This is a genomic window from Streptomyces cadmiisoli (assembly GCF_003261055.1).
In the GTDB taxonomy this organism is placed as follows: Bacteria; Actinomycetota; Actinomycetes; order Streptomycetales; family Streptomycetaceae; genus Streptomyces; species Streptomyces cadmiisoli.
Genome location: NZ_CP030073.1, coordinates 2,934,026 through 2,958,452, shown reverse-complemented (window position 1 = coordinate 2,958,452; position 24,427 = coordinate 2,934,026). Strand labels below are relative to the sequence as shown.

Here is a 24,427-nt window from a genome sequence, read left to right as displayed (position 1 = left end):
GAAACCGCGGGTTCATGGAGTGAGACAACCCCGGAAGGTAGAGTCCAGCGGCGTGCACCTCAAGGCCCTGACCCTCCGAGGGTTCAAGTCTTTCGCCTCGGCGACCACGCTCCGGTTCGAGCCGGGCATCACGTGTGTCGTGGGACCGAACGGCTCGGGCAAGTCGAACGTCGTCGACGCGCTCAGCTGGGTCATGGGCGAGCAGGGTGCCAAGTCGCTGCGCGGCGGCAAGATGGAGGACGTCATCTTCGCCGGCACCACCGGGCGCCCGCCGCTGGGCCGGGCCGAGGTGTCGCTGACCATCGACAACTCCGACGGGGCGCTGCCCATCGAGTACGCCGAGGTCACCATCACGCGGATCATGTTCCGCAACGGCGGCAGCGAGTACCAGATCAACGGCGACACCTGCCGTCTGCTCGACATCCAGGAACTGCTGTCCGACTCCGGCATCGGCCGCGAGATGCATGTGATCGTCGGCCAGGGCCAGCTCGACTCCGTGCTGCACGCCGATCCCATGGGCCGCCGCGCCTTCATCGAGGAGGCCGCCGGCGTCCTCAAGCACCGCAAGCGCAAGGAGAAGGCGCTCCGGAAGCTGGACGCGATGCAGGCCAACCTCGCGCGCGTGCAGGACCTGACGGACGAGCTGCGCCGCCAGCTCAAGCCGCTCGGCCGGCAGGCAGCCGTCGCCCGCCGGGCCGCCGTCATCCAGGCCGACCTGCGCGACGCCCGGCTGCGCCTGCTCGCCGACGATCTCGTCCGGCTGCAGGACGCGCTCAAGACCGAGGTCGCCGACGAGGCCGCGCTCAAGCAGCGCAAGGAGGCCGCCGAGCAGGAGCTGAAGAAGGCGCTCCAGCGGGAGGCGCTGCTGGAGGACGAGGTGCGGCAGCTCACGCCCCGGCTGCAGCGCGCCCAGCAGACCTGGTACGAGCTGTCGCAGCTCGCCGAGCGGGTGCGCGGCACCGTCTCGCTCGCCGACGCGCGGGTCAAGAGCGCGACCTCCGCGCCGCCCGAGGAGCGGCGTGGCCGCGATCCCGAGGACATGGAGCGCGAGGCGCACCGTATCCGCGAGCAGGAGGCGGAACTCGAAGCGGCACTGGAGGCGGCGGAGCGTGCCCTGGAGGACACGGTTGCCCACCGAGCCGACCTGGAGCGCGAACTCGCCCTGGAGGAGCGCCGTCTGAAGGACGCCGCCCGCGCCATCGCCGACCGCCGTGAAGGGCTGGCCCGGCTGAACGGCCAGGTCGGCGCCGCCCGTTCGCGCGCGGCCTCCGCCCAGGCCGAGATCGACCGGCTGGCCGCCGCCCGCGACGAGGCACAGGAACGGGCCTTCGCCGCCCAGGAGGAGTACGAGGCGCTCAAGGCCGAGGTGGACGGCCTCGACGCCGGCGACGCGGAGCTCGGCGACCGGCACGACGAGGCCAAGCGGCAGCTCGCCCGGGCCGAGACCGCGCTCGCCGCCGCCCGGGAGGCAGCCACCGCGGCCGAGCGCAGGCGGGCGGCGACGCAGGCCCGCCACGAGGCGCTGGCCCTGGGCCTGCGCCGCAAGGACGGCACCGGCGCGCTGCTCGGCGCGAAGGACCGGCTCACCGGACTGCTGGGCCCGGCCGCCGAACTGCTCTCCGTGACGCCGGGCCACGAGGTCGCCCTGGCCGCCGCCTTCGGCGCGGCGGCCGACGCGATCGCCGTGACGACCCCCGCGGCGGCGGCCGAGGCCATCCGGCTGCTGCGCAAGCAGGACCAGGGGCGGGCGGCACTGCTGCTGAGCGGTGCCCCCGACGACGTACCGCACGAGACGCGCTCCGACAGCCGGCCGTACGCCGCCGATCTGGTCCGGGGGCCCGCCGAACTGATGCCCGCCGTGCGGCGGCTGCTGCGCGGGATCGTCGTCGTCGGCACCCTGGAGGACGCCGAGGACCTGGTGTACGCGCAGCCCGGGCTCACCGCCGTCACCGCCGAGGGGGACCTGCTCGGGGCGCACTTCGCGCACGGCGGGTCCGCCGGCGCGCCGAGCCTGCTCGAAGTGCAGGCCTCCGTCGACGAGGCCGCGGCCGAGCTGGAGGAGCTCGCCGTGCGCTGCGAGGAGCTGGCCGAGGCGCAGAGCGTGGCCGGTGAGCGGCGCGGTGAGGCCGCCGCGCTCGTCGAGGAGCTGGGGGAGCGGCGCCGGGCCGCGGACCGCGAGAAGTCCGCCGTCGCTCAGCAGCTCGGCCGGCTGGCGGGGCAGGCCCGGGCGGCGGCGGGCGAGGCCGAACGCAGTGTCGCCGCCGCGGCGCGGGCGCAGGACGCGCTCGACAAAGCACTGCTGGACGTCGAGGAACTCGCCGAACGGCTGGCCGTCGCCGAGGAGATGCCGGTCGAGGAGGAGCCCGACAACTCCGCCCGGGACCGGCTCGCCGCCGACGGGGCGAACGCCCGGCAGACCGAGATGGAGGCCCGCCTCCAGGTCCGTACGCACGAGGAACGGGTCAAGGGACTCTCCGGTCGGGCCGACTCGCTGGACCGGGCGGCGCGCGCCGAACGCGAGGCACGCGCGCGTGCCGAGCAGCGGCGGGTCCGGCTGCGGCACGAGGCGGAGGTGGCGCAGGCCGTCGCCGCCGGCGCGCGCCTGCTGCTTGTACACGTCGAGGTCTCCCTCGGGCGCGCCGACGAGGAGCGGGCCGCCGCCGAGGCGGCCAAGGCGCGGCGTGAGCAGGAGCTGTCCGCCGCCCGCGCCGAGGGCCGCGACCTCAAGGCCGAGCTGGACAAGCTCACCGACTCCGTCCACCGCGGTGAGGTGCTCGGCGCCGAGAAGCGCATGCGGATCGAGCAGTTGGAGAGCAAGGCGCTGGAGGAGCTGGGCGTGGAGCCGGAAGGGCTGGTATCCGAATACGGCCCGCACCAGCTCGTACCGCCGTCTCCGCCCGCCGAGGGCGAGGAGCTGCCGGAGGATCCCGAGCATCCGCGCAATCAGCCGAGGCCGTTCGCGCGGCCCGAGCAGGAGAGGCGGCTGAAGGCGGCCGAGCGGGCGTATCAGCAGCTCGGCAAGGTGAACCCGCTGGCGCTGGAGGAGTTCGCGGCGCTGGAGGAACGGCACAAGTTCCTCAGCGAGCAGCTCGAAGACCTGAAGAAGACCCGCGCCGATCTGCTCCAGGTCGTCAAGGAGGTCGACGAGCGGGTCGAGCAGGTGTTCACGGAGGCCTACCGGGACACGGCGCGGGAGTTCGAGGGCGTCTTCAGCCGGCTGTTCCCGGGCGGCGAGGGGCGGCTCGTGCTCACGGACCCGGACAACATGCTGACCACGGGCGTCGACGTGGAGGCCCGGCCGCCGGGCAAGAAGGTCAAGCGGCTGAGCCTGCTCTCCGGTGGCGAACGGTCGCTCACCGCCGTCGCGATGCTGGTGTCGATCTTCAAGGCGCGGCCGAGCCCGTTCTACGTGATGGACGAGGTCGAGGCGGCGCTCGACGACACCAACCTCCAGCGCCTGATCCGGATCATGCAGGAGTTGCAGGAGGCCTCGCAGCTCATCGTGATCACGCACCAGAAGCGCACGATGGAGGTCGCCGACGCGCTGTACGGCGTCTCCATGCAGGGTGACGGTGTGTCGAAGGTCATCAGCCAGCGACTGCGCTAGTCGCCGCCTGGGACCTGGCCGCCTGGCGCGTGCTCGGCGGCATCGCCATCGGCATGGCCTCGGTCATCGGCCCCGCCTGCATCGCCGAGGTCGCCCCGCCCGCCCACCGCGGCAGGCTCGCCTCCTTCCAGCAGGCCGCCATCGTCATCGGCATCGCCGTCTCGCAGCTCGTCAACTGGGCCATACTCGACATGGCCGGCGGCGAGGAGCGCGGAGAGATCGCGGGCCTGGAGGCATGGCAGTGGATGCTCGGCGTGATGATCGTGCCGGCCGTCGTTTACGGACTGATGTCCTTCGCCATCCCCGAGTCGCCTCGCCATCTGATCAGCGTGGGCCGCGTGGACGACGCCAGGAAGGTGCTCGCCGGCGTGGAGGGCGACATCGATCTGGACGCCCGGGTCGGCGAGATCGAGCAGGCGATGCGCAGCGACCACAGGTCGACGTTCCGGGATCTGCTGGACAGCCGCTCCGGTCTGCTGCCGATCGTCTGGATCGGTGTCGGCCTGTCCGTCTTCCAGCAGCTGGTCGGCATCAACGTCATCTTCTCCTACTCGAACCTGCTGTGGCAGTCCGTCGGCGTCGACCCGGCGAGCTCTTTCTTCTACTCGTTCGAGACCTCGATCATCAACATCATCGGCACCGTGATCGCGATGATCTTCGTCGACCGGCTCGGCCGCAAGCCGCTCGCCCTGATCGGCTCGATCGGCATGGGCGTGTCGCTGGCCTTCGCCGCCTGGGCCTTCTCGTACCAGAGCGGCAGCGACCCGCTGCCGACCGCGCAGGGCTGTGTGGCGCTGATCGCCGCCAACGCGTTCGTCCTGTTCTTCGCGATGTCGTGGGGCGTGGTCGTCTGGGTCATGCTCGGTGAGGTCTTCCCGAACAAGATCCGCGCCGCCGCGCTCGGTGTGGCCGCCTCGGCCCAGTGGATCGCCAACTGGGTGATCACCATCACCTTCCCGGACCTCGCGGACTGGAACCTGTCGCTCACCTACGTCATGTACGCGGTGTTCGCCTTCCTCTCCATCCCGTTCATCGTGAAGTTCGTGCCCGAGACCAAGGGCAAGAAGCTGGAGGAGATGGGCTGACCCCGGCCCCGGCCCCCCGGCCCTCCTCACTCCCCGAGCCCGAGGAGAAGGGCACAGTCCCCGCCGCCCCTCTCCTCGCCCCCGTGAAGGACACGCCGCCCCGCTCAGCCGGTGAGCCGGGGCAGCACGTCCTCGCAGAACAGCCGCAGGCTGCGCCACCCCTCCTCCGGAGGCATACCGCCCACGAGCGGATGCAGGACGAGGTTGTCCAGCCCCTGGGCCACGCACTCGTCCGGGGTCAGGACCCGGTAGACGCCCTCGGCGCGCAGCTCGTCCACGGTGGTGGCCGCCGACCGCACCGCCGAGCGGATGTCGGCCGACTGCCAGGAGGCGTAGGTCCGCGCCTCGTGCAGGAAGTGCCCGCCGTACGCCGCCCAGGTCCGGTCGGGGTCCTCGGCGAGATGCAGCAGCGGCGTCTCGGCGGCGGGCATCATGGTCCAGCCCTCCGTGCCGTACTCCACCAGCCGCTCCTTGTAGTAGGCCTCCAGCTCCGGCAGATGCGCGCTGGGGAAGAAGGGCAGGCCGAGGCGGGCGGCGCGACGGGCCGCGGCCTTCGAGGAGCCGCCGACCAGCAGCAGCGGGTGCGGATCGGAGTACGGCCGCGGAGTGACCCGCACCGTGCGGCCCCGGTACTCGAACTCCTCGCCGGTCCACGCCTTCAGCACCGTCTCCAGCACCTCGTCCTGCAACCGGCCGCGGCGCTCCCACTCCACGCCGAACAGGGCGTACTCCTCGGGCCGGTACCCGATGCCCGCGACGGTCACCAGCCGCCCGCCGCCGAGCAGGTCCAGCACCGCGATGTCCTCCGCGAGCCGCAGCGGGTCGTGCAGCGGCCCGATCACCGCCGACACGGTGACCGCCAGGCGCCGGGTCGCGCCGAGGACGGCGCCCGCGAAGGTGAACGGCGAGGGCAGCCAGTTGTTCTCGACGCCGTGGTGCTCCTCCGTCTGCACGGTGGTGATCCCCCGGTCGTCGGCGTACGCGGCCATCTCCAGGGCCGCCCGGTAGCGGGCGTGCAGCGAGGCGGGGGTGGCGCCGGGATCGACGAGGTTGAAGCGGACGACCGTGACGGGCATGGGAGGCCCCTCCTTCACCGGGCGGATGTGGGGGGACCGTAGCTGACGGTGCGTCAGATGGCCAGGGCGGCGGACGCGTGCCCTGATGTGGTCCTGACATGACCGGCGCCCACTTGGAGGAACGCACGAGCTGGGCCCGGCGGACCCCATGGCCGATACTGGACGGGTTATGGAAATCGTCATCCTTGCTGTAGTCATCGCCGTGGTCGTGATCGGCGCGCTCGGCGGGCTCATCGTCGGCAGCCGGCGCCGGAAGTCGCTGCCTCCGCCACCGCCCGCCACGCCCGACATCACCGCCCCTCCGGCCGAGCCGCACGTCGGCGACGAGGCCGAGACGCCGCGCGACGAACCGCGCCGCACCATAGAGGAAGTGGATCTCCCGGACGGTTCGGCCCCGGTCGCCGTCGAGGAGCCGCCCGCTCCCGAGATCGAGATCCCCGAAGCACCCCCGATCGAGATCCCCGAGCCCGCCGCCGGCCGTCTGGTCCGGCTGCGCGCCCGGCTCTCCCGCTCCCAGAACGCCCTGGGCCAGGGACTGCTCTCGCTGCTGTCGCGCGAGCACCTCGACGAGGAGACCTGGGAGGAGATCGAGGACACCCTGCTCACCGCCGACGTCGGCGTCCAGCCCACCCAGGAGCTGGTCGAGCGCCTGCGCGAGCGCGTGAAGGTGCTCGGCACCCGCACCCCAGAGGAGCTGCGGAGCCTGCTGCGCGAGGAGCTGCTCACGCTGGTCGGCACCGACTTCGACCGCACCGTGCGGACCGAGCCGGAGAGCACCAAGCCCGGCATCGTGATGGTCGTCGGCGTCAACGGCACCGGCAAGACCACCACCACGGGCAAGCTCGCCCGCGTCCTGGTGGCCGACGGCCGCACGGTCGTGCTCGGCGCCGCCGACACCTTCCGGGCCGCCGCCGCCGACCAGCTCCAGACCTGGGGCGAGCGGGTCGGCGCCCACACCGTGCGCGGGCCGGAGGGCGGCGACCCCGCCTCCGTCGCCTTCGACGCGGTCAAGGAGGGCAAGGAGATGGGCTCCGACGTGGTGCTCATCGACACCGCGGGCCGGCTGCACACCAAGACCGGTCTGATGGACGAGCTCGGCAAGGTCAAGCGCGTCGTCGAGAAGCACGCGCCGCTCGACGAGGTGCTGCTCGTGCTCGACGCGACCACGGGTCAGAACGGGCTCGTCCAGGCCCGCGTCTTCGCCGAGGTGGTCGACATCACCGGCATCGTGCTCACCAAGCTGGACGGCACCGCCAAGGGCGGCATCGTCGTCGCCGTGCAGCGCGAGCTCGGCGTCCCGGTCAAGCTGGTCGGGCTCGGCGAGGGCGCGGACGACCTGGCGCCGTTCGAGCCCGAGGCCTTCGTGGATGCGCTCATCGGAGAGTGACCCACCCGAGCGCAGGAACGGCAAGAAGCGCCCGCCCCCAAGGTGCAGTCGGGGACGGGCGCTTCGCTGTGCGGCCCGGGTCGGGCCAGGGCGTGTCCGGCCCTCGCGCGGCGGGCGGGGTTGCCGGACAGGCCCTCAGGGCCGGTCCGAGGCGCGTGACCGGTGTGCCACGTAGGCCAGCGTCCCCAGCAGCAGCCGGGCGGCCGGCGGCTTGGTGGCCGAGTCCAGGTCGGGCGGGCGCAGCCAGCGGACGGGGCCGAGACCGGCGCGGTCGGACGGCGGGGCCGTGATGTGCGAGCCGGGGCCGAGGCCGCGCAGATCGAGGCTCGGGTCGTCCCAGCCCATGCGGTAGAGCAGCGCCGGGAGCTCGGCGGCGGCGCCGGGGGCGACCAGGAAGTGGGCGCGGCCGTCCGGGGTGGCGGCGACTGGGCCGAGCGGGAGGCCCATGCGTTCCAGCCGCACCAGCGCGCGGCGCCCGGCGGACTCGGCGACCTCGATCACGTCGAACGCGCGCCCGACCGGCAGCATCACCGCGGCGCCGGGGGTGTCGGCCCAGGCCGCGGTCGCCGCGTCCAGTGTCGCGCCGGCCGGCACCTCGGGGGCGAAGTCCAGCGGATGCGCGCCCGGCGCGCGGCAGTCGGGGCGCCCGCAGGAGCACACGCCGGCGGCGGCACGGGCGCCCGGGGCGACGTCCCAGCCCCACAGCCCGGTGTACTCCGCGACCGCGGTGCACTCCGACGAGCGGCCGCGGCGGCGCGAGCCGGACCGGATGTCGCGGATCCCTCGACTGCTGCCGATCGTGAAGCCCATGCCCCCTCCAACGGGTCCGACGCACCGGTGGTTACGAGACGGAATCGCAGTGTGACTCTGTGTTTCCGGTTCCCGCTTCGGGCGGTGGCCCAGTCGGCGTCCGGAAGCGTTCCCGGTGGTGTGTCTGGCGGTGCGCGCCCCTGCGTGCAACGCTGCGCTCGCTTCCCTCTGTGCTGTGTCAAGTGAATCGCCTGGCGGCGACAGCGAGTTCATTCGAAGGGGTGGCGAATGGTGGCGTTTCCGCGAACGCCATGGATGGACCGGTGATCGTAGGATTACTTTGAGTGCACGACATCCGGGGCACATGCACTGGTGGGTATGCCCGAGGCAAGCCGGTTGCTCATTCGAAGAGTGGCAAGCGCCGGACGGACGGCCGAGTTGACGGGCATTCTGATAAGGCTTGGCGCACCTGGTGCAAGCGATCAGAGGGATGGGGGCCTTCCAGTGGGCGGCAACGGCGGCAGCGGGACGAACGCTGAGAAGCGCCCGAATGAGCTGTTGGGCTCGTGGTTCGTGCGCAGCGGCTGGTCCAAGGGCGAGCTGGCACGGCAGGTGAACCGCAGAGCACGCCAGCTGGGGGCGAACCACATCTCCACGGACACCTCGCGGGTGCGCCGCTGGCTGGACGGTGAGAACCCGCGCGAGCCGATCCCGAGGATCCTGTCGGAACTGTTCTCCGAGCGGTTCGGCTGCGTCGTCTCGGTGGAGGACCTCGGCCTGCGCGCCGCCCGCCAGCTGCCCTCCGCCACGGGTGTCGACCTGCCGTGGACCGGCCCGCAGACGGTGGCCCTGCTCGGCGAGTTCTCGCGCAGCGACCTGATGCTGGCGCGGCGCGGCTTCCTCGGCACCTCGCTGGCCCTGTCCGCGGGCCCGGCCCTGATCGAGCCGATGCAGCGCTGGCTGGTGCCCGCGCCGCCGGCCCCGCGCCACGAGTCCGCCCAGGTGCCCGCCACCCGGGCACGCGGCCGGCTCTCCAAGCCGGAGCTGGACCTCCTGGAGTCCACCACCGTGATGTTCCGGCAGTGGGACGCCCAGTGCGGCGGCGGTCTGCGCCGCAAGGCGGTGGTCGGCCAGCTGCACGAGGTGACGGACCTCCTCCAGGAGCCCCAGCCGGAGGCCACCACCAGGAAGCTGTTCAAGGTCGCCGCCGAGCTGGCCGAGCTGGCCGGCTGGATGAGCTACGACGTCGGCCTCCAGCCCACGGCGCAGAAGTACTTCGTCCTCGCCCTGCACGCGGCCAAGGAAGCCGGCGACAAGCCGCTCGGCTCGTACATCCTGTCCAGCATGAGCCGCCAGATGATCCACCTCGGGCGGCCCGAGGACGCCCTGGAGCTGATCCACCTCGCGCAGTACGGAAGCCGTGACTGCGCCGGCCCCCGCACCCAGTCGATGCTGTATGCGATGGAGGCCCGCGCGTACGCCAACATGGGCCAGCCCGGCAAGTGCAAGCGGGCCGTGCGGATGGCCGAGGACACCTTCGTCGACGCCGACGAGTGGGACGAGCCCGACCCCGACTGGATCCGCTTCTTCTCCGAGGCCGAGCTGCACGGGGAGAACTCGCACTCGTTCCGCGACCTGGCCTATGTGGCCGGCCGCAGCCCCACCTACGCCTCGCTCGCCGAGCCGCTGATGCGGCGGGCGGTGGAGCTGTTCGCCGACGACACCGAGCACCAGCGGTCGTACGCGCTCAACCTGATCGGCATGGCCACCGTGCATCTGCTCCGGCGCGAGCCCGAGCGCAGCGCCGGATACGCCGAGCAGGCCATGGACGTCGCCAAGAAGGTCCGCTCCGAGCGGGTCAACACCCGGATCCGCAAGACCGTCGACACCGCCGCCCGCGACTTCGGCGACCTCGCCGAGGTGGTGGACCTCACCGACCGGCTCGCCGCCGAGCTGCCGGAGACCGCCGAGGCCGTCTGAGCACCCGGCCCGACCCATGAACCCCGGCCGCGGCCGGCCCTCCCGAACTGCCCGACTCGGCTCCCCCATGCCAGGTCATCGGAAGGCCGCCGCGGCCGGTTCCCGTCCTCCGCGGAAGCTGCCACGGAAGGTTGCGCCACGATAACGATCGCGCAGTCCGGCAGCAGGCAGTTCATCGACGCGTAACACGCACGGCGCCTTCGTCACCGCCGCGAAACAACGAGGGGCTTCCACCGAAACGGCGCTGCGCCAATCTCATGGCGCATAACCGGCCCACCCCTCATGACCGCTCCAAGGCTTCGCCCGCACGGGGCCGTATCCAACGACGAGGAGACGCCGATGGCACCAGCCATCACGCTTGCGGCGGACGCACCGACGCTGTCGTCCGCGAACACAGGCTTCATGCTCATCTGTTCCGCTCTGGTGATGCTCATGACACCGGGCCTCGCCTTCTTCTACGGAGGCATGGTCCGGGTCAAGAGCACCCTGAACATGCTGATGATGAGCTTCATCAGTCTGGGGATCGTCACCATCCTGTGGGTGCTGTACGGCTTCTCCATGGCGTTCGGCACGGACTCCGGCAGCCTCATCGGCTGGAACTCCGACTGGGTCGGCCTCAGCGGCATCGGCCTGACGGACCTGTGGGACGGCTACACCATCCCGATCTTCGTCTTCCTGGTCTTCCAGCTGATGTTCGCGATCATCACACCCGCCCTGATCAGCGGTGCCCTCGCGGACCGCGTGAAGTTCACGGCGTGGGCGCTGTTCGTCGCGCTGTGGGCCACCGTCGTCTACTTCCCGGTCGCCCACTGGGTCTGGGGCGCGGGCGGCTGGGCGTTCGAGCTCGGTGTGATCGACTTCGCCGGCGGTACGGCGGTGCACATCAACGCCGGTGCCGCGGCGCTCGGCGTGATCCTTGTCATCGGCAAGCGCATCGGCTTCAAGAAGGACCCGATGCGCCCGCACAGCCTGCCGCTGGTCATGCTCGGCGCCGGTCTGCTGTGGTTCGGCTGGTTCGGCTTCAACGCCGGCTCCTGGCTCGGCAACGACGACGGCGTCGGCGCGCTGATGTTCGTCAACACGCAGGTCGCCACCGCCGCCGCCATGCTGGCCTGGCTGATCTACGAGAAGATCCGCCACGGCGCGTTCACCACGCTGGGCGCCGCCTCCGGCGCGGTCGCCGGTCTGGTCGCCATCACCCCGTCCGGTGGCGCGGTCTCCCCGGTCGGCGCGATCGCCGTCGGCGCGGTCGCCGGTGTCCTGTGCGCCATGGCCGTCGGCCTGAAGTACAAGTTCGGCTACGACGACTCCCTGGACGTCGTCGGTGTCCACCTCGTCGGCGGTGTCATCGGCTCGCTGCTGGTCGGCTTCTTCGCCAGCGGCAAGGGCCAGTCCGAGGTCAAGGGCCTCTTCTACGGCGGCGGCCTGGACCAGTTCTGGAAGCAGTGCGCCGGTGTCTTCGCGGTCCTGGCCTACTCGCTGGTCGTCTCCGCGATCCTCGCCTTCCTCCTCGACAAGACCATCGGCATGCGGGTCTCCGAGGACGAGGAGGTGGCCGGTATCGACCAGGCGGAGCACGCCGAGACCGCATACGACTTCAGCGGTGCCGGCGGCGGCGCCGCGCGGACCGCGGCCACCGCCCCGGTCACCGACGCTGCGAGCAAGAAGGTGGACGCATGAAGCTCATCACCGCCGTCGTCAAGCCGCACCGGCTCGACGAGATCAAGGAGGCCCTTCAGGCCTTCGGAGTCCACGGACTGACGGTCACCGAGGCGAGCGGTTACGGTCGTCAGAGGGGTCACACCGAGGTCTACCGCGGCGCCGAGTACACCGTCGACCTGGTCCCCAAGATCCGTATCGAGGTGCTGGCCGAGGACGACGACGCCGAGCAGCTGATCGACGTGATCGTGAAGGCCGCCCGCACCGGCAAGATCGGTGACGGCAAGGTCTGGTCGCTCCCGGTCGAGACGGCCGTCCGCGTCCGGACCGGCGAGCGCGGTCCGGACGCGCTCTGACACCGAGGAACAGGAGTCGCTGGGTGACGAGCACGCGCGAAGGTACGGAAGCAGAGCACTCGGGACCCAGCGGCTACGCGGCGGCCCGGCTGCGCCTCCTCACCGAGGGGGCGCGGTCCGGGCCGCCGCGCCGTTCCGCCCTGTCCGGCCTGACGGACGATTGGCTGGCCGGACTCTTCGGCGCCGGGGCACGGGACGGGGCAGCGGGTCCGCAGTCCCGCAAGGACGCCGACGGGGCCCGGGAGGGCGCACCGCGCGGGGTGTCCCTCGTCGCGGTCGGCGGCTACGGCCGCGGTGAGCTGTCCCCGCGCAGCGACCTCGACCTGCTCCTGCTGCACGACGGCGGCGACCCCGCGGCCGTCGCCGCGCTCGCCGACCGCCTCTGGTACCCCGTCTGGGACCTCGGCCTCTCCCTCGACCACTCGGTCCGCACACCGGCCGAGGCGCGCCGGACGGCCGGCGAGGACCTCAAGGTCCAGCTCGGCCTGCTCGACGCCCGGCATCTGGCCGGTGACCTCGGCCTCACCGCCGGTCTGCGCAGTGCCGTCCTCGCCGACTGGCGCAACCAGGCGCCCAAACGCCTGCCGGAACTCCAGGAGCTGTGCGCAGAGCGCGCCGAACGCCAGGGCGAGCTGCAGTACCTGCTGGAACCCGACCTCAAGGAGGCCCGCGGCGGTCTCCGGGACGCCACCGCGCTGCGCGCCGTCGCCGCCTCCTGGCTGGCCGACGCCCCGCGCGAAGGCCTCGACGACGCCCGGCGCCGGCTGCTCGACGTCCGTGACGCCCTGCACCTGGCCACCGGGCGCGCCACGGACCGGCTCGCGCTCCAGGAGCAGGACCAGGTAGCCGCCGAGCTGGGCCTGCTCGACGCCGACACCCTGCTGCGGCAGGTGTACGAGGCGGCCCGGGTCATCGCGTACGCCAGTGATGTCACCTGGCGCGAGGTGGGACGGGTGCTGCGGTCGCGGGCCGTGCGGCCGCGGCTGCGCGCCATGCTCGGCGGCGGGAAACCGGTCGCCGAGCGGTCACCGCTGGCGGAGGGCGTGGTGGAGCAGGACGGCGAGGTGGTGCTCGCCCGGGCCGCACGCCCCGAGCGCGACCCCGTGCTGCCCCTGCGTGCCGCCGCCGCGGCGGCACAGGCGGGCCTGCCGCTCTCGCTGCACGCGGTACGGCGGCTGGCCGGCGCGGTGCGCCCGCTGCCGACGCCCTGGCCCGCCGAGGCGCGCGAACAGCTCGTGACCCTGCTCGGCTCCGGCCGCCCCACGATCGAGGTCTGGGAGGCACTGGAGGCGGAGGGCCTGATCACCCGCCTGCTGCCCGACTGGGAGCGGGTGCGCTGCCGGCCGCAGCGCAACGCGGTGCACATCTGGACCGTCGACCGGCATCTGATCGAGACCGCGGTGCGCGCCTCCGAGTTCACCCGCCGGGTCAGCCGCCCCGACCTGCTGCTGGTCGCCGCGCTGCTGCACGACATCGGCAAGGGCTGGCCCGGTGACCACTCGGTGGCGGGCGAGATCATCGCCCGCGACGTGGCGGCCCGGATCGGCTTCGACCGCTCGGACGTGGCGGTGCTCGCCGCACTCGTCCGGCACCATCTGCTGCTCGTCGAGACCGCCACCCGGCGCGACCTGGAGGACCCGGCCACCGTCCGGGCGGTCGCCGAGGCGGTCGGTTCGCAGAGCACCCTGGAGCTGCTGCACGCGCTGACCGAGGCCGACGCGCTGGCCACCGGCCCGGCCGCATGGTCGTCGTGGCGCGGCTCACTCGTCGCCGACCTGGTCAAAAGGGTCTCGGGCGTCCTGTCCGGGGACTTCCTCGACGAACCCGAGGCCGCCCCCACCGCCGAGCAGGAGCGGCTCGCGATCGAGGCGGTCGCCACCGGCGGCCCCGTCCTCGCGCTGCGGGCCCAGACCGAGCCGCCGGCCCAGGACCAGCCGGCCGCGGACCCGGAACCGCTCGGCGTCGAGCTCCTGATCGCCGTACCGGACCAGCCCGGGGTGCTGCCCGCGGTGGCCGGTGTCCTCGCCATGCACCGGCTGACGGTCCGCACGGCCGAGCTGCGCGCCCTGGAGCTGCCGGACGGCGTCGAGGGCGCGGTGCTGCTGCTCGACTGGCGGGTGGCCGCCGAGTACGGCTCCCTGCCGCAGGCCGTCCGGCTGCGCGCCGACCTCGTACGCGCCCTCGACGGGTCCCTGGACATCGCGGGCCGCCTCGCCGAGCGCGACGCCGCCTACCCGCGCCGCCGGGGTGTGGTCGCGCCGCCGCCGCGGGTCACCGTCGCCTCCGCCGCCTCCCGTCACGCCACGGTGATCGAGGTGCGTGCCCAGGACGCCCCGGGACTGCTCTTCCGGATCGGGCGGGCCCTGGAGGACGCCGGCGTACGGGTGCGCAGCGCCCATGCCAGCACCCTCGGCGCGAACGCGGTGGACGCCTTCTACGTCACCGGGCCCGAGGGCGCGCCCCTGCCGGGCGAGGACGCCGCGGCCGTGGCGCGCAAGCTGGAGGAGGCCTTGCGGGGATGAGCATGACCCGGACTCGTGGAGCCGGGATACCCTGGAGGGCGATTCATCCGCCCGTCACCGACCCCGAGGACCGCGAGCGCCGTGTTCGATACTCTCTCCGATCGCCTCTCAGCGACTTTCAAGAACCTGCGCGGCAAGGGACGGCTCTCCGAGGCGGACATCGACGCCACCGCGCGCGAGATCCGTATCGCGCTGCTCGAGGCGGACGTGGCGCTGCCGGTCGTCCGGAGCTTCATCAAGAACGTCAAGGAGCGTGCCCTCGGCGCCGATGTCTCCAAGGCGCTGAACCCGGCCCAGCAGGTCCTGAAGATCGTGAACGACGAGCTCGTCACGATCCTCGGCGGCGAGACCCGGCGGCTGCGGTTCGCCAAGCAGCCGCCCACCGTGATCATGCTGGCGGGTCTCCAGGGCGCGGGTAAGACCACGCTCGCGGGCAAGCTCGGCTTCTGGCTCAAGGAGCAGGGCCACTCGCCGCTGCTCGTCGCCGCCGACCTCCAGCGCCCGAACGCGGTCAACCAGCTCAGCGTCGTCGCCGAGCGGGCCGGTGTCGCGGTCTACGCGCCCGAGCCGGGCAACGGCGTCGGTGACCCGGTCGCGGTCGCCAGGGACTCCATCGACTTCGCCCGGTCCAAGGTCCACGACATCGTGATCGTCGACACCGCCGGCCGCCTGGGCATCGACCAGGAGATGATGCAGCAGGCCGCGGACATCCGGGACGCGGTCTCGCCGGACGAGATCCTCTTCGTCGTCGACGCGATGATCGGCCAGGACGCGGTGAACACCGCCGAGGCCTTCCGCGACGGCGTCGGTTTCGACGGTGTGGTGCTGTCCAAGCTCGACGGTGACGCCCGCGGTGGTGCGGCCCTGTCGATCCGGCAGATCACCGGTAAGCCGATCATGTTCGCCTCGAACGGCGAGAAGCTCGACGACTTCGACGCCTTCCACCCGGACCGGATGGCCTCCCGCATCCTCGACATGGGTGACCTGCTCACCCTGATCGAGCAGGCGGAGAAGACGTTCAGCCAGGAAGAGGCCGAGAAGATGGCCTCCAAGCTGGCGTCGAAGAAGGGCCAGGACTTCACCCTGGACGACTTCCTGGCCCAGATGGAGCAGGTCAGGAAGATGGGCTCCATCTCCAAGCTGCTCGGCATGCTGCCGGGCATGGGCCAGATCAAGGACCAGATCAACAACCTCGACGAGCGGGACGTCGACCGCACCGCCGCGATCATCAAGTCGATGACCCCGGGCGAGCGCCAGGACCCGACGATCATCAACGGCTCCCGGCGGGCCCGTATCGCCAAGGGTTCGGGTGTCGACGTCAGCGCGGTGAAGGGGCTCGTCGAGCGGTTCTTCGAGGCGCGCAAGATGATGTCCCGCATGGCCCAGGGCGGCGGAATGCCGGGAATGCCTGGGATGCCCGGCATGGGTGGCGGTCCGGGCCGGTCGAAGAAGCAGCCGAAGAAAGCCAAGGGCAAGCAGCGCTCCGGCAACCCGATGAAGCGCAAGCAGCAGGAGCAGGAGGAGGCCGCCCGGCGTGCCGCCGCCGCCCAGAACCCGGGCGCTTTCGGCCTGCCGCAGCAGGGCGCGCAGGACTTCGAGCTGCCGGACGAGTTCAAGAAGTTCATGGGCTGACCGCTCCCCGGGGAGCACGGCAGCGGTACTGCCGACCTACGGCGCCGGGGGCGCCCTCGACCGTGAGGGCGCCCCCGGCGCCGTTCGCGCACATGCTGGGGAGCCCGGTGTGTCGTAACGTCCCGATATGACCAACCCTGCTCCTCCGCGCAAGTCGCCCGAGCAGCCCTGGCGCAGCGAGGGGACGCCCGACGAACCGCCGAAGCCGCCACCGGGCAAGCGGCGAATACGCGGCGGCTGGTGGACCCTGGCCGTCACCGCGCTGATCGTTTTCCTGATCGCCAACATCGCGCTGTCGTACCTCGGCAGCGGTGACGAGCCGACGATCTCGTACACCGAGTTCAGCAAGCAGGTCGACGAGGGCAACGTCAGCAAGATCTACTCCAAGGGCGACGCGATCCAGGGCCAGCTGAAGAAGGCCCAGGACAACCCCGCGGGCGAGGGCACCTACACCAAGTTCAAGACCCAGCGGCCCGAGTTCGCCGACGACCAGCTCTGGGCGGATCTGACCCGGAACAACGTCACCGTGACGGCCGAGCCGGTCGTCCAGCAGCGCAGTGTGCTGGTCAATCTGCTGCTCTCGCTGGCGCCGATCCTGCTGCTCGTGGTGCTGTGGATCTTCATCGCGCGGCGGATGCGGACGGGGCTCGGCGGGCCGGGCGGCATGTTCGGGCGCAGGGAGCCGCCCAAACCGGTCGCGCTGGAGGCGGGACAGGAGCGCACGACCTTCGCGGACGTGGCGGGCATCGACGAGGTCGAGGGCGAGCTCAGCGACGTCGTCGACTTCCTGAAGAATCCGGACGCCTACCGCAGGATGGGCGCCAAGATGCCGCGCGGCGTGCTGCTCTCGGGGCCGCCCGGCACCGGGAAGACGCTGCTCGCGCGGGCGGTGGCCGGGGAGGCGGGGGTGCCGTTCTTCTCCGCGTCCGCCTCCGAGTTCATCGAGATGATCGTCGGTGTGGGCGCCTCCCGGGTGCGTGAGCTGTTCGCCGAGGCCCGCAAGGTGGCCCCGTCCATCATCTTCATCGACGAGATCGACACGATCGGCCGGGCCCGCGGCGCCGGTGCCTCCGTCGGCGGCCACGACGAGCGCGAGCAGACCCTGAACCAGATCCTGACCGAGATGGACGGCTTCTCCGGCTCGGAGGGCGTGGTCGTGGTCGCCGCGACCAACCGCGCGGACGTCCTGGACCCCGCGCTGACCCGCCCCGGCCGTTTCGACCGGACGGTCAGCGTCTCGCCCCCGGACCGGGGCGGTCGCGAGGCCATCCTGCGGATCCACACCCGGGAGATCCCGCTCGCCCCGGACGTGGACCTCGCCCGGGTGGCCCGTACGACTCCGGGCATGACCGGCGCTGAGCTGGCCAACCTGGCCAACGAGGCCGCCCTCCTCGCGGTCAAGCGGGGCCAGGACAACGTCACGCAGAGCGACCTCTCGGAGGCGCTGGAGAAGGTCCAGCTCGGTGCCGAACGCGCCCTGGTCATGCCCCAGGAGGAGCGCCGCCGCACCGCCTACCACGAGAGCGGCCACGCCCTGCTGGGCATGCTCCAGCCCGGCGCCGACCCGGTCCGCAAGATCACCATCGTGCCGCGCGGCCGGGCGCTCGGGGTGACGCTGTCGACGCCGGAGTCGGACAAGTACGCGTACACCGAGCAGTACCTGCGCGGCCGGATCATCGGCGCGCTCGGCGGCATGGCCGCCGAACACGTCGTCTACGACGTGATCACCACCGGTTCCGAGAGCGACCTGGAACAGGTCACCAGCATCGCCCGCGGGATGGTCGCGCGCTGGGGCATGAGCAGCCAGGTGGGCCGGCTGTCCGCGCTGCCCGGTGACGCCCAGCAGGCGTACGGTCTGTCCGCGGCACCGCAGACACTGGACGTGATCGACGGCGAGATGCGGCGGATCGTCGACGAGTGCTACGAGGAGGCGTGCCGCAAGCTGCGCGACCACCGCCGGCAACTCGACGCGCTCGCCCAGGCGCTGCTCGAACGCGAGACGCTGGAGGAGGCCGACGCGTACCGGATCGCCGGTGTCTCACGGCTGACGAAACTCGAACCGGACGAGCCCGAGCAGAGTTAGCCGCCCGGCCCCGCGCCGCCCGGCCCGCCTCGCCCGGCCGGCGGCTGCGCCGTGCGCCGGGCCAGGTCAGGGCGTTCGCGCGATCAGGTAGCGGAACACGTTCGGCATCCACACCGTGCCGTCCGGGCGGCGGTGCGGGTGCAGCGCCTCCGCCATCTCCTTGTCGACCTGCTCCTGATCGGTCGCCGCGATCGCCGCGTCGAACAGCCCCGTCGACAGCAGTCCGCGCACCGCGCTGTCCAGGTCGGCGTACCCGAAGGGGCACGCCACCCGCCCCGAGCCGTCGGGCCGCAGCCCCGCCCGCTGCGCGACCTCCTCCAGGTCGTCGCGCAGCGCCGGCCGCGGGCGGCCCGCGCCGTGCAGCGGATCCGCCAGCTTCGCCGCCACCCGCAGCACGGACGACGTCGCGCAGCGCTCGGGCGGCCCCCAGCCGGTCAGCACCACGGGAGCCCCGCGCTCCGCGAGCGGCACCGCGGCCGCCAGCAGATCACCGAGCCCCTCCGCGTCGCCCGCGAGACATCCGATGGGTTCGAAGGCGGTCACCAGGGTGAAGCGAGCCGCACCGTCCACGGCCGCGCCGGGGGCCTGGTCGACGAGCCGGGTGTCGGCACGCGCGCGGGAGACCGGCGACTCCGGGAACAGGCGCTCGCGGGCGAGGGCCAGTCGCTCGGGGGAGGACGGCTCGACGCCCGTGACCGACGCGCCCCGGGAGGCGGCGATCAGCAGCGCCAGCCCGGAACCGCAGCCGAGGCCCAGCAGCCGGGTGCCGGGGCCCACGTCCAGTCGCCGGTAGACCGCCTCGTGGAGCGGTACGAGCATCCGCTCCTGGATCTCCGACCAGTCACGCGCGCGTGCAGCGAGGTCCACATGGGGCGAGGGCCCCGCGTGAGGCTGGTGCTGCCGCACGAGCGTAGGTGTCATCGAAAGCGCCCCAATCCGCAGAGAGTTGTTTCTGTGCCCGTTTCCATCGCCCCCGTGACGTACGCTCGGCCTCCCCCCGTATGCCAGGAAACTCCGGGCTCGCGACCGCGTCCAGGGGTCGCGGAGCCCCGCTTGAGGGGTGCCCTCACGAGTGGCGAGAATTCACATTCCGGCAATCTGTGCCCGTACCATCTCGCCATGGCAAAGGCACCCGTTCTCACCCCGCGGGACATCGACTTCCCGCGCTGGTACCAGGATCTGATCAACAAGGCCGAACTGGCCGACAACGGGCCGGTGCGCGGCACCATGGTGATCCGACCGTACGGGTACGGGCTGTGGGAGCGGATGCAGCAGGAGATGGACGCCCGGATCAAGGAGGCGGGCGCCCAGAACGCGTACTTCCCGCTGCTGATCCCGCAGTCGTACTTCACCAGGGAGGCCGAGCACGTCGAGGGCTTCGCCCCCGAACTTGCGGTCGTCACGCACGGCGGCGGCAAGGAGCTCGAAGAGCCCGCCGTGGTGCGCCCCACCTCCGAGATGATCGTCAACGACTACTTCTCGAAGTGGGTGCAGAGCTACCGGGACCTGCCCCTGCTGATCAACCAGTGGGCGAACGTCGTCCGTTGGGAACTGCGACCCCGCCTCTTCCTGCGCACCACCGAGTTTCTCTGGCAGGAGGGCCACACCGCGCACGCCACCCAGGACGAGGCCCGCGACTTCGCCGCGCACATCCACCGCAAGGTGTACGAGGACTTCATGGTCGATGTCCTCGCCATGGACACCGTCGCCGGCCGCAAGACCGTCAAGGAGCGCTTCGCGGGCGCGATCAACACCCTCACGCTCGAAGGCATGATGGGGGACGGCAAGGCCCTCCAGATGGCCACCAGCCACGAACTCGGCCAGAACTTCGCCAAGGCGTTCAACACCCGGTACCTGTCCAAGGAAGGCAAGCAGGAACTCGTCTGGCAGACGTCCTGGGGGTCCACGACCCGCATGATCGGCGCCCTGGTGATGACTCACGGAGATGACAACGGGCTGCGGGTGCCGCCGCGGCTCGCCCCCGTCCAGGCGGTCGTCCTCGCGATCAAGGGCGACGACGCGGTTCTGGCCAAGGTCCGCGAGATCGGCGACCGGCTCGCCGCGGCCGGGGTCCGGGTCCGCGTCGACGACCGCACGGACACCCCGTTCGGACGCCGCGCCGTCGACTGGGAGCTGAAGGGCGTCCCCGTACGGATCGAGGTCGGCCCCCGTGACCTGGAGAACAACTCGGCGATGCTGGTCCGCCGCATCCCGGGCGGCAAGGAACCCGTGGCCCTCGACGCGCTCCCGGGGATGCTCCCCGCGATCCTCGAGGAGGACCAGGCGCTGCTGCTGACCCAGTCCCGCGAGCGCCGCGAGTCCCGCACCGTCGACGTGACGACGATCGAGGAAGCCGTCGAGGCGACGGCCGCCGGCGGCTGGGCGCGCATCCCCTGGGCGAGCCTCGGCGAAGAAGGCGAGGTCAAGCTGGCCGAGCACGCCGTGACCGTACGGTGTCTGGTCGCCGGGGACGGGTCGGTGCCGGACACCGACGACGCACCCGGTAACGTCGCGATCGTCGCGCGCGCTTACTGAGACAGGGCCCTTCCGGAAGAATCGCGACCGAAACGCCTCTTGCGCATGCGCGGACCACACCTACCCCGGCGCGCGGACATCGTCTACGCGCCGGGTCGTACGTCAGCCTACGTACCGGCTTGGTAGGAGCTGCGAGGCTTCTCCGCAGATCAGCGCACCCGCCCTCGTCAGGTCGCATCAGCGGCAACTGACGGGTACGTGCAAATTATTTGGGATGCCCCGGAATAGGAACACCGGGGGACTCCGGCTCGTTGTCATTACGTGAGCACGACACCACCTGTTCTCGCCGCAGAGCTGGCACAGGCGTGGGCCGATATTCAGCGGTACCACCCCGAGCTGCCGGACCTTGCCGCGCCCGAATCCCTGATCGGGGAGTCGTCGTCCGCCTGCGGACACGAGCTCTCCTTCGAACGGCTGCTCCATGAGGCAGTCCACGGCATCGCGGCCGCCCGCGGCGTCCGCGACACCTCCCGCGCCGGCCGCTACCACAACCGCAGATTCCTCGCGATCGCCGAGGAGATGGGCCTGGACCACCCCGAGGAGCCGCATCCCAGCAGCGGCTTCTCCCTGGTCACCCTCAACCCCGAGGCGAAACGGCGCTACCGCCCGACGATCGACCGCCTCCAGCGGGCCCTGACCGCCCACACCGCCGCCACCTCCGCCGACACCTCCCGTACCTTCCGGGGTCCGGCGGCGCGGCACGGTTCCTCCGGCGGCGGCGTCCGGGTCAAGGCGGTGTGCGACTGCGGCCGCAATGTGCGGGTCGTTCCGTCGGTGCTGGCCCAGGCGCCGATCATGTGCGGCGGGTGCGGCAAGCCGTTCCGCATCCCGGAGGTCGTGGGCGCGGCGGCGAGCTGAGGACGCGGCTGCTCGTGGCAGCCGTGTCCCGGCATCCGATGCCGGACTCCCGGCGCCGGATGCCGCTCAGTCGTGCCCGCCGGCACCCTCGGTCGGTGCCGGTCCGCACGGTGTGGCAGAATGGGCGGCTGCACTCGACAGCCGCACAGGACCCCTCTCTCCTCCGGCTGACGCGTCCGTCGGGCACTCGGGTACCGCAACCCCACGCGGCAACTCTCGCCGTGCCCAACCACGTCAAAACCAGGAGAACCCACTCCCGTGGCAGTCAAGATCAAGCTGAAGCGTCTGGGCAAGATCCGTTCGCCTCACTACCGCATCGTCGTCGCCGACTCCCGCACCCGCCGTGACGGCCGTGCGATCGAGGAGATCGGCAAGTACCACCCGACGTACAACCCGTCGGTGATCGAGGTCGACGCCGAGCGTGTGGCGTACTGGCTCGGTGTCGGCGCCCAGCCGACCGAGCCCGTGCTCGCCATTCTCAAGAAGACCGGCGACTGGCAGAAGTTCAAGGGCGAGCCCGCCCCGGCGCCGCTGCTCGTCGCGCAGCCGAAGGCCGCGCGTCCGTCCTTCGAGGCTCTCGGCGGCGACGACGAGGGCAAGGGTGAGGCGATCACCCAGAAGAAGAAGGCCGAGAAGAAGGACGAGGCCGCGGCCGAGTCCTCTGAGTCGACCGAGGCCTGAGCATGCTCGAGGAGGCTCTCGAGCACCTCGTGAAGGGCATCGTCGACAACCCTGACGATGTGCAGGTCGCTTCGCGCAACCTGCGTCGCGGGCGTGTACTCGAGGTCCGGGTGCACCCCGACGACCTCGGCAAGGTGATCGGCCGCAACGGCCGCACCGCACGCGCCCTGCGCACCGTCGTGGGCGCCATCGGCGGCCGCGGAGTCCGAGTCGACCTGGTCGACGTGGACCACGTCCGCTGACGCAAAGCAGTACCGGCTCGGGCCGGGGAGGGCCGATGGGCCGTCCCCGGCCCGCGGTCGTTCACGACAGTCGCAGAACAGGAGAACGAGACAAGTGCAGCTGGTAGTCGCACGGATCGGCCGCGCCCACGGCATCAAGGGCGAGGTCACCGTCGAGGTGCGCACCGACGAGCCGGAGCTGCGGCTCGGCCCCGGTGCCGTCCTGACCACCGACCCGGCCTCCGTCGGACCGCTGACCATCGAGTCGGGCCGGGTGCACAGCGGCCGGCTCCTGCTGCGCTTCGCGGGCGTGCTGGACCGCACCGGTGCCGAGGCGCTGCGCAACACCCTCCTGATCGCCGACGTCGACCCGGACGAGATGCCCGAGGACGAGGACGAGTACTACGACCACCAGCTGATCGACCTCGACGTCGTCACGGTGGACGGTACCGAGATCGGCCGGATCACCGAGATCTCGCACCTGGCCTCGCAGGACCTCTTCATCGTCGAACGCCCCGACGGCAGCGAGGTGATGATCCCGTTCGTCGAGGAGATCGTCACCGAGATCGACCTGGCGGAGCAGCGGGCGGTCGTCGACCCGCCGCCCGGCCTGATCGACGACCGAGCGGAGATCGCCTCGTCGAGGGACGAGTCCTGATGCGCATCGACGTCGTCACGATCTTCCCCGAATATCTGGACCCGCTGAACGTCTCCCTGGTGGGCAAGGCACGCGCGCGTGGCCGGCTGAACGTCCATGTGCACGATCTGCGCGAGTGGACGTACGACCGGCACAACACGGTCGACGACACCCCCTACGGCGGCGGCCCCGGCATGGTCATGAAGACCGACCCCTGGGGCGACGCGCTCGACTCCGTCCTCGCCGACGGCTACGAGAGCGGTTCGCACCGGCCGGCCCTGGTCGTACCGACCCCCAGCGGCCGTCCCTTCACCCAGGAACTCGCCGTCGAGTTCTCCGAGTGCCCCTGGCTGATCTTCACGCCCGCGCGCTACGAGGGCATCGACCGGCGGGTCGTCGACGAGTACGCCACCCGGATGCCCGTCTTCGAGGTGTCCATCGGCGACTACGTCCTCGCCGGCGGCGAGGCGGCCGTACTGGTGGTCACGGAGGCCGTCGCCCGGCTGCTGCCCGGTGTCCTCGGCAACGCCGAGTCCCACCGGGACGACTCCTTCGCCCCCGGCGCCATGGCCTCCCTGCTGGAGGGTCCCGTCTACACCAAGCCGCCCCGGTGGCGCGGCCGGGAGATCCCGGACGTGCTGCTCAGCGGCCATCACGGCAAGATCGCCCGGTGGCGCCGCGACGAGGCCCTGGCGCGGACGACGGCCCACCGGCCCGACCTCATCGAGCGCTGCGACCCCAAGGCCTTCGACAAGAAGGACCGCGAGATGCTCTCCATCCTCGGCTGGGAACCGGATCCCGAGGGGCAGCCGCACGGCCGATTTTGGCGCCGGGCGGCGGGCGTGGAAGAATAGCCCGCTGTTGTGCGTCGTCCGGCGTGCGCCCCTGCCACAGGGGGACACGACGCCCGCCCCGAACCGCGCAGCGCTCATCCAGGAAAACCTAGTTTCCGTTGATGACCTGTGGCATCAGCGAAGAAAGCAGACGAAATGTCTCACCTGCTCGACTCCGTCGACGCCGCGTCGCTGCGCAGCGACGTTCCGGCCTTCCGTCCGGGCGACACGGTCAACGTCCACGTCCGCGTCATCGAGGGCAACCGCTCCCGTGTGCAGCAGTTCAAGGGCGTGGTGATCCGTCGCCAGGGCGCCGGCGTGCGCGAGACCTTCACGGTCCGCAAGGTCTCCTTCTCCGTCGGCGTCGAGCGCACCTTCCCGGTGCACACCCCGATCGTGGAGAAGATCGAGCTCGTCACCCGCGGTGACGTCCGTCGCGCCAAGCTGTACTACCTGCGCGACCTGCGCGGCAAGGCGGCGAAGATCAAGGAGAAGCGCGAGAACTGAGCGCTTTTCCGGCGTTCG

18 protein-coding genes and 1 pseudogene are annotated in these 24,427 nt (G+C 71.7%); 16 read left to right on the top strand and 3 right to left on the bottom strand.

Annotated elements, in window-relative coordinates; translation table 11 throughout:
- Positions 1 to 52: 52 nt before the first annotated feature.
- Together smc and DN051_RS12330 are read left to right on the top strand one after the other, a co-directional pair.
- Positions 53 to 3,607 carry a chromosome segregation protein SMC gene (smc, locus tag DN051_RS12335; protein ID WP_112438703.1) on the top strand — a complete coding sequence of 1,185 codons (3,555 nt, stop codon included), beginning with the start codon at positions 53 to 55 and terminating at the stop codon, positions 3,605 to 3,607.
- Between the two features lie 2 nt (positions 3,608 to 3,609).
- Positions 3,610 to 4,692: pseudogene (locus DN051_RS12330) on the top strand (sugar porter family MFS transporter); the annotation flags it as partial.
- Positions 4,693 to 4,796: 104 nt separating this feature from the next.
- Here the strand turns inward: DN051_RS12330 and DN051_RS12325 are convergent.
- Positions 4,797 to 5,768 carry an LLM class flavin-dependent oxidoreductase gene (locus tag DN051_RS12325; RefSeq protein WP_112438701.1) on the bottom strand — a complete coding sequence of 324 codons (972 nt, stop codon included), beginning with the start codon at positions 5,766 to 5,768 and terminating at the stop codon, positions 4,797 to 4,799.
- A 169-nt stretch (positions 5,769 to 5,937) separates the two neighbouring features.
- Here DN051_RS12325 and ftsY point away from each other — a divergent pair, with 169 nt between their 5' ends.
- The gene (ftsY, locus tag DN051_RS12320) at positions 5,938 to 7,155 is read left to right on the top strand and encodes a signal recognition particle-docking protein FtsY (protein WP_053756696.1); all 1,218 of its coding nucleotides are present in this window, start codon (positions 5,938 to 5,940) and stop codon (positions 7,153 to 7,155) included.
- A gap of 135 nt (positions 7,156 to 7,290) precedes the next feature.
- Here ftsY and DN051_RS12315 read toward each other — a convergent pair whose 3' ends face one another.
- Complete coding sequence (locus DN051_RS12315; protein WP_053756697.1) at positions 7,291 to 7,965, bottom strand: bifunctional DNA primase/polymerase; 675 nt, start codon at positions 7,963 to 7,965, stop codon at positions 7,291 to 7,293.
- Between the two features lie 444 nt (positions 7,966 to 8,409).
- On the opposite strand from DN051_RS12315, the gene nsdA reads away from it, so the two are divergent.
- The 6 genes from nsdA to ftsH all read left to right on the top strand — a co-directional run bounded on the left by nsdA (position 8,410) and on the right by ftsH (position 18,137).
- Positions 8,410 to 9,885: a transcriptional repressor NsdA gene (nsdA, locus tag DN051_RS12310; protein ID WP_112438700.1), complete on the top strand. Its 1,476-nt coding sequence runs from the start codon at positions 8,410 to 8,412 to the stop codon at positions 9,883 to 9,885.
- Between the two features lie 339 nt (positions 9,886 to 10,224).
- A complete protein-coding gene (locus DN051_RS12305; protein WP_053756699.1) occupies positions 10,225 to 11,565 on the top strand; it encodes an ammonium transporter in 1,341 nt (446 codons plus the stop codon).
- A complete protein-coding gene (locus DN051_RS12300; protein ID WP_003997576.1) occupies positions 11,562 to 11,900 on the top strand; it encodes a P-II family nitrogen regulator in 339 nt (112 codons plus the stop codon). The genes DN051_RS12305 and DN051_RS12300 overlap by 4 nt, the downstream gene beginning before the upstream one ends.
- A gap of 23 nt (positions 11,901 to 11,923) precedes the next feature.
- Positions 11,924 to 14,422, top strand: coding sequence for a [protein-PII] uridylyltransferase (locus tag DN051_RS12295; protein WP_053756700.1), 2,499 nt, complete (start codon positions 11,924 to 11,926; stop codon positions 14,420 to 14,422).
- Positions 14,423 to 14,503: 81 nt separating this feature from the next.
- Entirely contained in the window at positions 14,504 to 16,054 is a 1,551-nt protein-coding gene (ffh, locus tag DN051_RS12290; RefSeq protein WP_112438699.1) for a signal recognition particle protein, read from the top strand.
- 127 nt (positions 16,055 to 16,181) lie between these two features.
- Positions 16,182 to 18,137, top strand: coding sequence for an ATP-dependent zinc metalloprotease FtsH (gene ftsH / locus DN051_RS12285; RefSeq protein WP_053756702.1), 1,956 nt, complete (start codon positions 16,182 to 16,184; stop codon positions 18,135 to 18,137).
- Between the two features lie 66 nt (positions 18,138 to 18,203).
- On the opposite strand, the gene DN051_RS12280 is transcribed toward ftsH, so the two are convergent.
- Positions 18,204 to 19,058: a type 1 periplasmic-binding domain-containing protein gene (locus DN051_RS12280; protein WP_079000325.1), complete on the bottom strand. Its 855-nt coding sequence runs from the start codon at positions 19,056 to 19,058 to the stop codon at positions 18,204 to 18,206.
- A 198-nt stretch (positions 19,059 to 19,256) separates the two neighbouring features.
- Between DN051_RS12280 and proS the strand changes: the two genes are divergently transcribed.
- The 7 genes from proS to rplS all read left to right on the top strand — a co-directional run bounded on the left by proS (position 19,257) and on the right by rplS (position 24,409).
- Positions 19,257 to 20,672: a proline--tRNA ligase gene (proS, locus tag DN051_RS12275; RefSeq protein WP_112438698.1), complete on the top strand. Its 1,416-nt coding sequence runs from the start codon at positions 19,257 to 19,259 to the stop codon at positions 20,670 to 20,672.
- A 261-nt stretch (positions 20,673 to 20,933) separates the two neighbouring features.
- Positions 20,934 to 21,530: a hypothetical protein gene (locus tag DN051_RS12270; RefSeq protein ID WP_053763768.1), complete on the top strand. Its 597-nt coding sequence runs from the start codon at positions 20,934 to 20,936 to the stop codon at positions 21,528 to 21,530.
- A gap of 258 nt (positions 21,531 to 21,788) precedes the next feature.
- Positions 21,789 to 22,211: a 30S ribosomal protein S16 gene (gene rpsP / locus DN051_RS12265; RefSeq protein ID WP_053763767.1), complete on the top strand. Its 423-nt coding sequence runs from the start codon at positions 21,789 to 21,791 to the stop codon at positions 22,209 to 22,211.
- A 2-nt stretch (positions 22,212 to 22,213) separates the two neighbouring features.
- On the top strand, positions 22,214 to 22,453 hold the full coding sequence (locus tag DN051_RS12260) for an RNA-binding protein (protein ID WP_003973401.1): 240 nt from the start codon (positions 22,214 to 22,216) through the stop codon (positions 22,451 to 22,453).
- Between the two features lie 94 nt (positions 22,454 to 22,547).
- Complete coding sequence (gene rimM, locus DN051_RS12255; protein WP_053763766.1) at positions 22,548 to 23,090, top strand: ribosome maturation factor RimM; 543 nt, start codon at positions 22,548 to 22,550, stop codon at positions 23,088 to 23,090.
- A complete protein-coding gene (trmD, locus tag DN051_RS12250) occupies positions 23,090 to 23,923 on the top strand; it encodes a tRNA (guanosine(37)-N1)-methyltransferase TrmD (RefSeq protein ID WP_112438697.1) in 834 nt (277 codons plus the stop codon). The genes rimM and trmD overlap by 1 nt, the downstream gene beginning before the upstream one ends.
- Positions 23,924 to 24,058: 135 nt before the next feature.
- Positions 24,059 to 24,409 carry a 50S ribosomal protein L19 gene (gene rplS / locus DN051_RS12245; protein WP_030048922.1) on the top strand — a complete coding sequence of 117 codons (351 nt, stop codon included), beginning with the start codon at positions 24,059 to 24,061 and terminating at the stop codon, positions 24,407 to 24,409.
- Positions 24,410 to 24,427: the final 18 nt, after the last annotated feature.

Excerpts from the sequence above, each read along its gene's own strand:
- proS (WP_112438698.1), top strand. The coding sequence starts at position 19,257 with ATGGCAAAGGCACCCGTTCTCACCCCGCGGGACATCGACTTCCCGCGC.
- DN051_RS12260 (WP_003973401.1), top strand. The coding sequence starts at position 22,214 with ATGCTCGAGGAGGCTCTCGAGCACCTCGTGAAGGGCATCGTCGACAAC.
- ftsY (WP_053756696.1), top strand. The coding sequence starts at position 5,938 with ATGGAAATCGTCATCCTTGCTGTAGTCATCGCCGTGGTCGTGATCGGC.
- DN051_RS12305 (WP_053756699.1), top strand. The coding sequence starts at position 10,225 with ATGGCACCAGCCATCACGCTTGCGGCGGACGCACCGACGCTGTCGTCC.
- DN051_RS12280 (WP_079000325.1), bottom strand. The coding sequence starts at position 19,058 with ATGACACCTACGCTCGTGCGGCAGCACCAGCCTCACGCGGGGCCCTCG.
- DN051_RS12325 (WP_112438701.1), bottom strand. The coding sequence starts at position 5,768 with ATGCCCGTCACGGTCGTCCGCTTCAACCTCGTCGATCCCGGCGCCACC.
- ftsH (WP_053756702.1), top strand. The coding sequence starts at position 16,182 with ATGACCAACCCTGCTCCTCCGCGCAAGTCGCCCGAGCAGCCCTGGCGC.
- rplS (WP_030048922.1), top strand. The coding sequence starts at position 24,059 with ATGTCTCACCTGCTCGACTCCGTCGACGCCGCGTCGCTGCGCAGCGAC.
- DN051_RS12315 (WP_053756697.1), bottom strand. The coding sequence starts at position 7,965 with ATGGGCTTCACGATCGGCAGCAGTCGAGGGATCCGCGACATCCGGTCC.
- trmD (WP_112438697.1), top strand. The coding sequence starts at position 23,090 with ATGCGCATCGACGTCGTCACGATCTTCCCCGAATATCTGGACCCGCTG.
- DN051_RS12300 (WP_003997576.1), top strand. The coding sequence starts at position 11,562 with ATGAAGCTCATCACCGCCGTCGTCAAGCCGCACCGGCTCGACGAGATC.